10 protein-coding genes are annotated in these 13810 nt (G+C 37.5%); 2 read left to right on the top strand and 8 right to left on the bottom strand.

The window, feature by feature from the left end; translation table 11 throughout:
- Positions 1-150: 150 nt before the first annotated feature.
- Positions 151-1500: an RIP metalloprotease RseP gene (gene rseP, locus ABDH28_02000; protein MEN2997799.1), complete on the bottom strand. Its 1350-nt coding sequence runs from the start codon at positions 1498-1500 to the stop codon at positions 151-153.
- Positions 1501-1640: 140 nt separating this feature from the next.
- A complete protein-coding gene (locus ABDH28_01995; GenBank protein MEN2997798.1) occupies positions 1641-3758 on the bottom strand; it encodes a methyl-accepting chemotaxis protein in 2118 nt (705 codons plus the stop codon).
- A gap of 358 nt (positions 3759-4116) precedes the next feature.
- On the opposite strand from ABDH28_01995, the gene mnmG reads away from it, so the two are divergent.
- Positions 4117-6042 carry a tRNA uridine-5-carboxymethylaminomethyl(34) synthesis enzyme MnmG gene (gene mnmG, locus ABDH28_01990; GenBank protein ID MEN2997797.1) on the top strand — a complete coding sequence of 642 codons (1926 nt, stop codon included), beginning with the start codon at positions 4117-4119 and terminating at the stop codon, positions 6040-6042.
- A gap of 130 nt (positions 6043-6172) precedes the next feature.
- Here mnmG and ABDH28_01985 read toward each other — a convergent pair whose 3' ends face one another.
- Complete coding sequence (locus ABDH28_01985) at positions 6173-6442, bottom strand: hypothetical protein (GenBank protein MEN2997796.1); 270 nt, start codon at positions 6440-6442, stop codon at positions 6173-6175.
- Between the two features lie 2 nt (positions 6443-6444).
- A complete protein-coding gene (locus ABDH28_01980) occupies positions 6445-6861 on the bottom strand; it encodes a chemotaxis protein CheW (protein MEN2997795.1) in 417 nt (138 codons plus the stop codon).
- Positions 6862-7305: 444 nt separating this feature from the next.
- Between ABDH28_01980 and ABDH28_01975 the strand changes: the two genes are divergently transcribed.
- On the top strand, positions 7306-8253 hold the full coding sequence (locus ABDH28_01975; GenBank protein MEN2997794.1) for a hypothetical protein: 948 nt from the start codon (positions 7306-7308) through the stop codon (positions 8251-8253).
- Positions 8254-8255: 2 nt separating this feature from the next.
- On the opposite strand, the gene ABDH28_01970 is transcribed toward ABDH28_01975, so the two are convergent.
- From ABDH28_01970 to ABDH28_01955, 4 genes are all read right to left on the bottom strand, one after another.
- On the bottom strand, positions 8256-9506 hold the full coding sequence (locus ABDH28_01970) for a glutamate-5-semialdehyde dehydrogenase (protein ID MEN2997793.1): 1251 nt from the start codon (positions 9504-9506) through the stop codon (positions 8256-8258).
- 154 nt (positions 9507-9660) lie between these two features.
- A complete protein-coding gene (locus ABDH28_01965) occupies positions 9661-9927 on the bottom strand; it encodes a cupin domain-containing protein (GenBank protein ID MEN2997792.1) in 267 nt (88 codons plus the stop codon).
- A gap of 165 nt (positions 9928-10092) precedes the next feature.
- Positions 10093-11733, bottom strand: coding sequence for a hypothetical protein (locus ABDH28_01960; GenBank protein MEN2997791.1), 1641 nt, complete (start codon positions 11731-11733; stop codon positions 10093-10095).
- 188 nt (positions 11734-11921) lie between these two features.
- Positions 11922-13810: carboxypeptidase regulatory-like domain-containing protein (locus ABDH28_01955; GenBank protein MEN2997790.1), on the bottom strand; the 1889-nt coding region annotated here is incomplete at its 5' end.

Here is a 13810-nt window from a genome sequence, read left to right as displayed (position 1 = left end):
GGCCAGAGGTTATCAAAGTCTTTTTGTCATAGTTCCATATCATCTTACTTTTTTGAGTATCATATCAGAGGAAGCTTTTGAGAATAAAGCTAATCACTTAAGCTTACTATGAGGTTTGCTCCTTGATTTTTGGTTTTAATTGAAGTTTGACTACCTAAGTAGCTTTAGATCTCTAACCAAGAGGTTGAATATGTCATTAAACAGTATGAAAATAATCAGGGTAACTATTGCTATAAATCCAATTGTCTCAATAACTGTTATCACTGAAGGGCTTGGTTTTCTACGAATGATTGCCTCAAATGAGGAAAGGACTATGTGCCATCCATCAAGTCCGGGAAAAGGAATAAGATTGAATATACCTATAGCCATGCTTATTATAGCAACTATAATAAGGATATTCTGAATTGCTATTTGATTCTCAATTGCACTGCTTAGGAAGTATGTTATCCTTATAGGACCTGCAATTGAGGACTGGAAATCTATTTTGCCACTGAGTAGTAGTTGCATTCCCTTTATGACTTCAACAAGCTTTTCGTTAGCAAGTAGGAATCCTTCTGCAAAAGCGATGATAGGGTTACCTTCCTTTCTTTCGCTGACAACGATTTCATCTTCAAAGACTTTTGGTGAGATTCCTATCACATACCTTTTGGACTTTTTGTCAAACTCGGGTGTGACTTTGAAGGTTAGTTTTGAGTTTTCTCTTTTGACAACTATAGTAAGTTCTTTTCCCCCAGATTCATATATTATCTCACTGAGTTCATTGAAAAACTGCACTTTTTTACCATTTACTGATACTACTTCATCTCCTTCTCTTAGTCCTACCTTTTCTGCAGGGAAGCCTTTGGTTAGACTTCCTATCACAGGCCTAGCAGCGAATGATATACCTAGTCCTCCTTCGTTGTTTATGTAGTTTTTGGGAATGTAGACTTTGGTTGTGAATTCTTTTTCACCCCTTAAAAAAGTTATTTCAACATTCTGATCCATCTTGTAAACTAGCACTGCATTTATTTCTTGGAATGTTTTTACCTCCTTGCCGTTTATTTTTTTTACGATGTCTCCTGACTTCACACCAGCTAAGGCGAAGTAATTTATGCCTTTTGAAGTGTCAATGTAGATTCTGGGGAGGACTCCTACGCTTTTGAAGCCTATCATGAGTATAGCACTTATCAGGATTACAGCGAATAAATAATTGAAGAAAGGGCCTGCTAGGGATATGAGGATTCTATTGATTGGTTTTGTGCCGTAGAAGGTATTCTCAGAAGCAAGATTTAGATCTGATGGGCTATCCCCCTTCATTTTCACATACCCTCCAAAGGGTATAGCACTTATTCTAAAGTCAACATTTCCGATCTTTTTACCACAAATCTTAGGTCCCATACCTATGGAAAAAACTTCAACATCTACCTTTCTCCATCTAGCTACCAGAAAGTGACCGATCTCATGAACAAGAACTATGATTCCCAAGAAGAGGATACCTAGCAGAATGGATATTATTGTCATTACACTACCTCTCTAAAATATGATAAACCATTGTGGATGAGGCTTTCTAGCTAAATTTGCGGTTTAGCTATAAGGGGCTTATGCTTTTAAGCACAGACGGAACTGTATATTGGTATTAGGTAGGACGTTGTTTTTAGAAATTACTCAGCTAAAGCAATCTTTCTTACAGACTCTAGTTCCCTTACCCTAAATTTTCCTAAATCCTCACCGAGTGTCTTAAGACTTTGAACTATCTCTGGTAATCTTTCACTTGCTCTACTCAATACTTCAACTGTGCTAGTCATCACGCTATACAGATTACTAAACTTATCATTTAGGTTGCTTGTTGCATCGTTTACTTCGCCTACTGCTTTTACTACTTCTTCCATGCCAGTTTTGCCTTCCTCCATTGCTACTCTTATACTTTCGCTATGGTTTGTGAGATTACCTACTGTGCTCATAACCATTTTATTGGTTTTCTCTACCTCAAACATGCTGGTGTTTATTTCTTCTACAAACATGCTTATTTCCTTAACCCTCTCGGCTATTCTTACAAATTTCTCACCATTCTCTTCTACTCTTTCCATACTTTCCTTAATTCTACCTATCACATCTCTAACTATCTTTTCTACTTCTACTGCTTTCTTTCTGCTATCTTCCGCAAGACTTCCCATTTCTCCTGCTACAACTGCAAATCCCCTACCTGCCTCACCAGCATGTGCTGCTTCTATTCCTGCATTCATTGACAATACCTCTATCCTATCGCTTATCTCCTTTATCACGTTCACTACTTCTAAGATATTCTTCAAGGATATATCTACATCTCTCACCTCTTCAACATTCTTTCTAACGCTTGCACTGCTCTTTAGTGCTTCATCACGAAGTGATGAGAGTAATTCGTTTGCTTTTTCTATCCTTTTGCCTATGTTGCTTACCGTCATTATCGTTTCTTCTATCATACTAGTTATTTCCTCTATCATTGTATACTGTCTACCAATGTTGTTTTTTATGCTCTCAAACGATCTTAGCATCTCCTCCACAGTTGTTCCAACCTCACCTGTCATAGCATTAATCTCTTCTATCATCTGCCTAACTTCACTCTGATCCATTATAACCTCTTTTACCTTTACAACCTCACTCTCAAGTTCAAGCAAAACCTGTGTTTCTTCCTCAATATCCTTGAAGGTTTTCTTACTCTTCCTAACAATTCCCTCAATAGCATCAAGAAATTCATTTATGTTATCAGCAACTTCTTTTACTTCTCTTATTTTAACATCTAATTCTATCCTATATGACAAGTCTCCACCTTTCTTGCCAAGATCTGCCACCCGTTGACTTAGGCTTGTTATTCTCCGCAATATTCTATTGTTTACAAGTATCACCAAAACAATAATTGAGAGCACAATAGGTAGGGAAGATAATAGGGATAACTCAATTTCTCTCATTGGGAAAATATAAGTCAAAGGAAAAATGATAATCTGTTCATGAATAAAGCTTACATACTCATTCCTTATTAAAAAAGCAATCTCGCTTCCAAAGACTTCGTACGTAACCCCCGTTTTATCTTTTAATCTAGCGCTTAAGTTTTCATACACCTTATCTAAACTTGATTGGGGTGTATATTCTAACGCTCTTACTAGGATACCTTTGTCGCTGAAATAGTTTTCACTTTTGCTTGTTACTTTAACGCCGTGAAACAAAGATGATTTACCAAAAATGCTCTTAAGGAACTTGTTGTTAAACACTCCCGGAAGAATTCTTCCACCAATTACTCCTTTGTCAAGTATGTAGAAGTAGACAAACCCCCTTTTAGTAGAAGAGAAAAATACGTCCTTCCTTGTTTTTTTATCTTTCATTCTACTTGTTAGGGTAAAGGTTAAATCTAGATCTTCTGAGAATGCTGGATCCTTGGAGTGAAATTTCTGTCCATCGTAGTAAAAGCAGGAAAGGAGAAAACCTCCATTCTCGCTCTTTACTATACTGTAGGCGTCGTCTTTTTGGTATAAACTCTTCTCAATAACTTCTTTGAAGAACTTGTATTCATCAACTTTGTTTTGAAGTATATAGTCACCATATGCCTCTATTGTGCTAACCATTCTACCAAACAGATCTTCTTTAGCGCCTTCGTTTATGGAGGCAATAACCTTCTCTAAATGCTGGTTGAAGTTTGAATAGACAGTACTAAGGGTGAGATTGATAACTAGAAACACCAAAGCGAAAATTATTAGTCCCAATATTATAGCAATTTTTGTAGTAAAGCCTATCTTGAGCTTATCCATATATACCTCCACAGTTAAATTATAAACTTGAGGTTAGGAAATTCACTAATACCGAAGAGTCAAAGTTTGTAAGGAAGGTTCGTAGTGAATTATGAGATTGGTGTGTGAGTTTGTGACGGTAGATAGTAACTAAAAAATGATGATACAGAAACCAAGTTAGCTTTTGCTTTAGACATACTTTTGGCTTAGTTTTTTGGGAATGGAGTGGAAATAGGGATGAACCCTTTGTTTAACGGTAGTGGATAGTTTTCGGAGAGCTGAATTTTGTGAAGGTATATGGTGTGCTTGAATTTGTGTTGATTTGAAATAATTACACTTTTGATTTAAAATAACATTTGCTTTTTAGGAAAGGGTAGATATGACATATTTTCCTGAGGAGTATGGAGTGATAGTTGTAGGTGGTGGGCATGCAGGGATTGAGGCATCTCTTGCGAGTGCTAGAATGGGAGTCCCTACACTTTTGGTAACATTGAATATAGAGACAATTGGTCAGATGTCCTGCAATCCGTCAATAGGTGGAACTGCGAAAGGACACCTTGTTAGGGAAATTGATGCCTTAGGTGGTGAGATGGGAAGAGCGTCGGATTACAATGGTATACAGTTTAGGGTTCTCAATGATTCTCGTGGTCCTGCTGTCAAATCTTCAAGAGCACAGATTGATAAGTATCAGTACCGTGACTATATGAGAAAAGTATTGTTTTCACAGCCTAATCTTACTGTTAAGCAAGGTAGTGTCAAAAAACTTTTGCTTGACGGGAGAAAGGTTATAGGAATTGAGACAGTGTTTGGGGAAACCATCTATGGTAAGGCTGTTGTAATAACTCCTGGAACTTTTATGAGAGGGATGTTGTTCGTTGGTAAGTCTACAATTCCAGGTGGTAGGATGGGAGAGAATCCTGTAAGTGAACTTTCCGAGCAATTCATCTCCTTAGGATTTAGGGTAGGCAGGTTTAAAACAGGAACTCCACCAAGACTTGACGGTAAAAGCATTAATTTTTCGGTTATGGAAATCCAGAAAACAGATCCCAACTTCAAGCCTTTCTCAATGTGGACCGACAGAACCAAATTCCCTATCCAGCCTCAGAGAGAGGTATATATAACCTTTACTAACCAGAGAACCCATGAAGTTATAAGGAATAACCTGCATACATCACCATTATACAGTGGGATGATAAAAGGCACAGGAGTTAGATACTGTCCATCAATTGAGGATAAAGTTGTTAAATTTCCACACAGAGACAGACACCATGTGTTTATAGAGCCAGAAAGCCTAATGTTTGATGAGTGGTATCCAAATGGCATCTCTACAAGCTTATCTTTTGATACACAGCTAAATTTTGTCAGAACCATAAATGGTTTGGAAAACGTTAGAATTGTCAGATATGGGTATGCGGTAGAACACGACTATGTTGACCCTACACAACTCTATCCAACGCTTGAGACTAAACTAGTTGAGAACCTCTTCCTAGCAGGGCAAATAAACGGAACAACAGGATATGAGGAAGCAGCATCACAGGGAATAGTTGCTGGTATAAACGCAGCACTTAAGGTTATGGGTAAAGCACCAATAACATTAAGCAGAACAGAAAGTTACATAGGAGTTCTCATTGATGACTTGACCACAAAAGGCACAAACGAACCTTACAGGATGTTTACCTCTAGAGCGGAGTATAGGTTACTTCTTAGAGAAGATAATGCAATATTCAGGCTTTCAAGAATAGGGTATAAGATTGGATTATTGCCTAAACATATGTGGGAGAATGTTGAATATAAACTTACAATGGTCAAGAATCTTCTGGAAACACTGTCAAAAGAGTATATAACCCCGACGAAGGAAAACAACGACAAACTCGTAAGCTTAGGACTACAACCTATCAATAAGGCAATATCTCTTGAAGAACTACTCAGAAGAAATGGAACTAGGTGGGAACATCTTTATGAGTTCTCAGACAATATTCCTTACAACTTACCAGATGATATAATAGAACACTTGCAAATAGAAATTAAATATAGAGGTTACATTGACAGAGAAATGAGGGCAGTTAAGAAGCTTTCAAAGCTTGAGAACGTGAAGATACCAGAAAACTTTAACTATGGGGAAGTGAAGTCTCTTTCAAAAGAAGTAATAGAGAAGCTTACAAAGTTTAAGCCTTATAATCTTGCTCAGGCATCTAGAATCTCAGGAATTACCCCCACAGCAATACTCGCTATAATGACCCACCTTGAAAAGCAAAAGAGTTCCACTACATTTAAAAGCATGGAAGAAAATCTTCCAAGCACCTAGCTCTAAGAGTTGCCTAGGCTTGTTTTCTAAGCTTACTCTTTTCTAGAGATCTGAGTTTCTTTTATCATAGTAAATCTAGAGTTCTATCTAAATGCCAGTTCCAATTCTCGGCTTATTCACCAGTGCTTGTTTACGATTTTTTATCCTCTTCAAGAAGAAAGTGTATTACTTCAGCCCACCTTTTATATATTTCACTAAGCCTCTTTGGGTAATTTGCTTTCTTGTAGTAGAAAAAGGCTTTAAAAAACTTCTTTTCTTGATAAAAGTAGTGATCTCCAACTCTTACAAGTCCATCCTTGTAATCCGTTGCAAGAAATATCTTTCCTGCTTCTTCTATTTTACCTTCGTTGAAGAGTTGATTACCTTTTCTTATAAGTTCCACTCTCTCCTTATCTGTCATAGTTAAACTGCCTTGATTTCTGTAAGTTTTCTTACATCTACCACTATGTAAAGCTCTGTTCCTTTCCTAATAACTGAACTTATGTATTCACTACTCACTTCTCCCAACTCTTGTGAAGAGGAGATTTCACTTTCGCTTACATCAATAACCCCTTCTATTGTATCAACCTTAAGGCCATACCTGTGGGAATCAACACTGATAATCACTAAATAGGATTTGCCTTTACTTTCCTCCGTTATACCAAACTTTTTCCTTATGTTTATCACAGGAAGTATTTCTCCTCTGATCTCAACAATACCTTCAATGAATTCATGAGAGTGAGGTATTTCAAGATAGGGTAGCATAGGCATAACTTCTTCAGCGTAACGGATATCCACAGCATATTTCTGGTTGAACACGGAGAAAGTTACAAATTTCACATTAGAAATATAACTAATTTACCGAGGAGATTTCAATCTCAAACTTTTCTGTGGTAGAGTATTGCGATCAGATGTTGTAATCTCTGTCAAGGTTGGATGAATACTTTTTAAGGCCAAAAGGATGAGGAGGGAATTTAGAGATCGTTTGCCTGCTTGGTGGAAATGGATTCTGTTGATTCTACACTAATAAAGTCTAAGATTCATAGTTAGGTGTGGTTTTTTCTTGCAGTCCCTATCGGGACTGGGTGAATACTTTTCCTAATAAACATCTGAAGGTTTAGTGTAAAGTGAGATTTGTGACTGACGAATATTTGAAGAAAATAAGTGGGCAAAAGTCAATTCTGCTTATTTGTCCAGTGGAGATTGAAATCTATTGGGTTCTAGACGTAAAAGCTAGAAAAAAATGAAAATTGTACGATATAATATACTATGAGGGGACAAGTAATGGATATTTACATAATGGGTAACAAGATAGACTATACTATAGAGCATGAAAGAACTGTGAAAGATGTTATTGATAGCATCTCAGAGATAGTAAATGGGTATGGACACTCAATCACAGAACTCAGAGTTGACGGCAAGGAATTTTCAGCAGATGATCCCGCCCTTGAGAAAATTGAACTTAACGAAGTCAACAACTTAGAGATAGAGACCGCTTCGTTTTTTGAGATATCATCTTCTCTTATACTTTCGCTTATACCCTATGTGGAATCGTTCAAAACTCACATTGAGGAGAATACTATAGATTTTGGTATATTTGATCAGGCAAAGTCTTGGATATCAGATGTTCTTGTAACCTCTGTTAACCTACTTTTTATATTTGCAAAGAATTCGGAGATAATCCATAAAAGGGATAGTATTGTAAAGTTTCTCTTGGATTTTTCGTATGATGAACTCTCTGAGGATCATAGAAGAAAACAGCTTCTAGAAAAGCTTGGAGAACTTCACTGCCTATTGAAAGAAATAATGGAAGTTCTTAATAAGATTTCCGAAAAGGGGAACTTGTTTTTTGATACGACCATAGATAATGACATATCCGAGCTACTGAGACTTCTTGATGACATACCTCTGAAATTACAGCTTGGCAAGGATAGAGAAGCTTTAAGTGAATTATACAGTTTTTCCGAAACCTTCATAAGTTTGATTGATTTCATAGATTTCTCAATTAGCTCTTCAGCATTTGTTCCATACGATGTAGTTAAGAACTTTGATCTCTCCAAATTTGATCAAGTCAATTCAGTGATTGAGTCAGTAATGAAGAGCATATCGTCAAAGGATCTTATAACTGCTAGTGATCTGATGAGCTATGAACTAAGACCACTTGTTGAAGAACTACAGCAATTTGTCCTTTCGCTAAGAGAGAGTTTATTTTACCAGATTGCGGGAAACTGACTCTATTCTCTTATCTGTCCTTCACCATATACAATCCACTTGTCAGTTGTAAGTTCTGCAAGTCCCATAGGGCCTCTTGCGTGGAATTTATGAGTGCTTATACCTATTTCAGCTCCCAATCCAAACTCGCCACCATCAGTAAATCTAGTTGAAGCATTAACCATAACCGTTGAAGAATCAACCTCTCTTAAGAACTTGTTTGCCTCAAAGTAATCCCTAGTGACTATTGCTTCGGTGTGTCCAGATCCGTATCTCCTTATGTGCTCTATTGCTTCCTCAGTGCTATTGACAATTTTAACATTCATTATATAGTCAAGATACTCTTTGTAGAAATCTTCTTCTTTTGCTTCCTCTATTCCCTCCATTATCTTTAAGGTTTCCTTACATCCCTTAAGTTTTACATTTGCTCTAATAAGAGCCTCAAGTAGTTCCTTTTTGTAAGGATAGTCCTTATGGATAAGGAGGGTTTCAGCAGCATTACAAACTGACGGGCGCTGAGCCTTGGAGTTTACAACTATTCTTTCAGCTATCTCCTTGTCTGCACTTTTGTCAACGTATACATGACACACTCCCTTCTCCTGCCTTAGAACTGGCATTCTAGCCTTCTCCACCACACTGTTTATAAGTCCCTCACCACCTCTAGGTATCACAATATCTATATACTCACTCAACTTAAGAAGCTCGTCTACGACTTCATGCTCCTTCCTATCCACATACTGAATGACATCCTTAGGCAGTCCTACATCTTCCAAAGCTTTAGCCACCAGCGACATAATAGCAATATTTGAATAGTAAGACTCACTACCTCCTCTTAGAATTCCTGCGTTCCCACTTTTGAGTATAAGCACCGATGCATCAACAGTAACATTAGGTCTAGCTTCATATATCATAAGTATCGTTCCTATCGGAACCTTCACTTTGTTCACTAACATACCATTAGGTCTTCTAGAGCTATAAACTACTTTTCCAACAGGGTCATCAAGCAAAATTACCGTATTTATTGACTCAACTATTCCCGCTATTCTTTTTTCGTTTAAAACTACCCTATCAACCAATGCTTCAGATCTACCTTTACTTCTTGCAAACTCCACATCTTTCTTATTCTCTTCAAGAATATAGTCTTTATTCTCACCAAGATACTTTGCTATAAGCGATAGAGCTAAGTTCTTTTGTTTTGTCGGCGCTTTTGAAATAACTCTGAAAGCTTCTTTTGACCGAACACCTATGTCTACAACATAACTTCTTAAATCCATTTCTCCCTCCCAAGGATAAGCTTTTTTCAAAGCTTATCAAAGCTTAACTATCTAAAAATTAAACACAAGAGTAGCAAAAACTTCCTCAGCCAGAGCATATGCTTGCATTATTTTTTTCTGTCAACTAGAGTTTGAGAACTAGTTAACCGCAAACTTAGCCTATTCTATAGTGTTTTCTGACCTTCTTGATAACTTTCCACTTACAACCCGTGCCTGCCTTAAACCTAGCCATATCCCCAGCAGAGATCCTAACTTTCTCACCGCTATCCAGTTCTACTTCAACTTCACCCTCAACCATGTAAAAAGTCTCGTCTTCGTCATAAAACCAGTCAAACACACTTTCCCCCTTCTGCCACACAGGCCAATTCTTAGCCTCCTCAATCTCTCTTTCCGAAGGTTTCCAAACCTTCACTCTTTCCATAACACCTATCCCCCATATCCCACAAGCAAAACATTAAATATTCTTAAAAATAAAATTCAATTTCACACAAAGTTTCTTACTCACTGCCATGGTAAACTTCCACAACCCCACAGAAGTTGAAAACAACCAACATCAAACTCTTCCTAAAATGGTTAAAGGCCTAAATCAGTATTCTATTCTGATCTCAGCGGGAAATGATTTCCTAACAACATTCCCTACAAATTCAAATTCTCCTTGAACTACGTATGTTCCCCTTACCACAATCTCGCCACTCTTGTCTTTGAGATCCCATTCAACTCCTTTAAACTCCAAAGGTTTACCACTTGCTATCTTCCCATCTTTAGTAAGTTTAACATTAGCAGTTTCCTTAAACTCCCTAATTACATCGCCCGTTTTCTCGGAAATTATCACGATTCTGTAAGCTAGGATATTATCCTTTATGTCCCTAAAAGATTTTATCTTAACCTTTTCGGTAGGAGAAGTGATAACATTTTTATCAGCAATAAGTATTATGTTTCTTGGGTCAATGCTTACTATAATGTTTCTTTCAACTTTTTCTGTTGAGTTACCTGCTTCGTCAAAAGCAAAAACCTTGAGAGTGTATACATCGTCGTAAAGTGGAGAGCCTGCTTCGGTCTTACCATCCCAGACTACACTTTTTGACACTTTAGGTAAAGACTTTGCATTTGTGATGCCAAACTGATAAACGGTATTGTCGCTACTATCAACAATCCTGTACCCCCAGTATTTTACACCAACATTATCAACAAGGTCTATATCTATGTTTATGCTTGTATACTCCTTAGAGTCTGGTAATATCATCTTTGGTCTTACTATAAGAGAGATTGCGGGGAGTTCTATATCAGCTTTGATTGAAGTTCTCTTAAAGATGAAGTCAAAGTCATAAGAAAGTTGCACGGTGTGTGAAGCACCTACGAATCCCAAGTTGTATAGGGAGTACTTTATAGTAGCTCCATACCAAGAAACATCAAACCCTATTCCTAGTCCTGAGAGTATTCCCAGATCCTTAGAAGGGAGCGTGTCATACCCAGCTCTGACTCTTACAATACCATCCCAAAAAGTTGGAATCCACGTGTATTCACTACCAACCTTGAGTGAGAATCCTCTTCCTTGTATTGAGTCAAGCTGTCCAGAAATACTCACAGAGTGCTGATTGTCCGGTGTAGAGAATACTGTATAAAAAGCGCCAAGCGATATTCCTATAGGAAGGTCAATATTACCGCTTCCTATACCTATGTTTTTTATCGCAAGTCCAATTCCTACACCTTCAACTTTACTTAAGGCTCCTACGTCAATAGCAAACATAAGTGAAGATACATCGTCTACACTTTGGCCTGCTAATTTAAGCCCTACTCCAAAAGATAGCATCTCGGAAAAAGCTTTTTTATATCCAAGTCCAACAAGATACTCTGAAGCATAAACTTTGCCTTCAAGCTCATTTATATCACTCCACCTCTCCTCTTCAGTGGACCAAAAAGCAAATCCAATCCCACCGACTCCATCAAGAAGATCTATTGTCTTAACAGGAACCTTGAAACTTCCGTAAAATTCAATGTAACTGAATCCCAAGAATCTGTTCTGATAACCTAGAGAGACAGAGCCAAAATCCACATTAGGCAACCCAGCTGGATTCCAAAACAAACTTTCGTTGTCACCGCCGACTGCAATGTAAGCTCCACCGAAAGATAAAGGTCTTGGTCCTATTGTATTGTCAAGCAAAGATAGAGAAAACACTCTCCAAACACAACTAACAACTAAAGTCACAGTAAATATTATCTTCTTCATATTCCTACCTCCTAAGACTTACTAGGGCTACTTATATACCGCCACCCCTAGCGGTTTGTAGAAACTAAGGACTTTTCTCACTAACCGACTGTTCCCCCACAGCAGGTATTTGTCCTGCTAGAACAGCTGACGTATCTCACCCTTTCCAGCTCCATAAAGCCTCCCAGAAGCACTAATCTCCCTAAGCTTCATTTCACCATTACTTTCTTTGTTATGATTTCTCTACCATTATTAACAACCAATAGGTATATTCCCTGCTTTAGTGTAGTTCCGTCATCTGCTCTTAGATCCCAATCAAAACTATACTTCCCTTTTTCATATTCTTCGCCATTAGCAAACTTCTTTACAATAGTTCCGTTCATGTTCATAACTAATACCCATATCCTGGATTTCTGAGGAACGTTAACCAAAACCTTGATCTTACCACCAGCATTAACAGGATTCGGGAATGAGTGCATATCAAGAACTTCATCCTTTAGATTGAACCTAAGAAGTTCAAAATTCTCAAGAGTATATTCCAAAACTTCAGGTATTGTTATTTCCTTATCAAGGTTAATATATCCATCTTTCTTCACAATAAACTTATAAGTAGTAGGAATCAACTTAACGGAGAATTTACCTTCGTTGTCAGAACTTATAGTTTTGGCTAAATTACCTGTTCGGGATTCATAAACTTCAATTAAAGCACCGGAAATGTGACTACCACTTACTTTCTCAACAACCTTACCACTAATCTCAACTTCAATCCTTGTAGTTACAAGTTTTATAAAGTCAACTTTGTTGGTATTCTTCACAGAGTAGACACTAAAATAAACAACATTACTTTCACCTATTAGCACATTGTAAGGATTTAGTAATTTAACCTCAACTATGTAGATTATGTTTCTTTTGCCAGGGATTTTGTTGGTTATCCCTAGATTTGACATGATCAAGGTAACATCCTCTTCATTTTGGTTTTTGACCTTAACCTGCCACTTGTCGGCGACAAATAGTTCTCCGGAAACATTTACTACGATCTCATCGTCAACAACATCATCGTTCTCTATAAGGATTGAATATATAGAAGGTTGGACGAGCATAACAAAACCTTTTGAAACTGAGTTAGCAGATACAGTGCTAATACTTGACTCATAGAAGTCACCGCCAGTTTGACTACCACCACTGCTCACTGGTATTGCTATAAGATCGGGCCTTGGTTCAACAACAATAGTTTTGAAGGTTACCAAATCTCTGACTAACTTACCCTGGGACAGAGCTTCTACTACGACAGAGTTAGTGATACCACTAGGAATGTGAGATGAAGCTCCCAAGTAAATAACAACCCTTCCCGTAACTACACTTCCTGAAGGTATATTGACTACATATCCTTCATTTGTAAAGCTATCAGATATGTTCTCCCATACTCCATCCAAGTAAAGTTCAATTCTATAACTCCAATCAGAATTGGTGTTCATACTACCTCTGATTGTTATAAACTCGCTCATGTCACCTCTGTCATTCTGAACATAGAAGTAGTTTGTTATTCTCTCACCTTTCTCTATCTTGTTGGTTACATTCTGTGGATCTGGGTAGTAAATACCATCATGGATACTGCTTATAAACACGTCAGGTTTTCCTTTATCATCAACCTTGAAAACAATGTCAAATTCATCTCTGACAAGCTTAGTATATGAGTGTAGCTTTACCTTGACTACGTAGTTACTCTCAAAAGTATAAGCTGAGTTTGAGGCTAGAGTAGTGATTACTCTCAAGTTTCTTTTTCCAAAAGAAGGTATTCCCTCAATACTAAGGCCATCTGCAGTAACATAGGAAGTTACATCAACATCATCTAAGAAAAATCTGATATTCCAATCACCATAGCTTCCATTAGCTTCAGCTATGAAGTCGGATGTTCTATCACTTTTTGCGTTGAAGATAGAGATCTCCTGGGTTATGGTCATACCCTTTTCTATAAGGTTCGTGATTCTCTGAGGTATTGGATAGAATATGTTACTACCAATAGTTGATGTAAACAGGTCAGGTCTGTTTTTGTCTTTGACAATGTATCTTATCTTAAGATTATCGTTTGATATTCCCG

Source organism: Brevinematia bacterium, assembly GCA_039630355.1.
Lineage (GTDB): Bacteria > Spirochaetota > Brevinematia > DTOW01 > DTOW01 > SKYB106.
The sequence above is the reverse complement of the archived record's forward strand: the minus strand, read 5'-3'. Positions and strand labels throughout refer to the sequence as shown.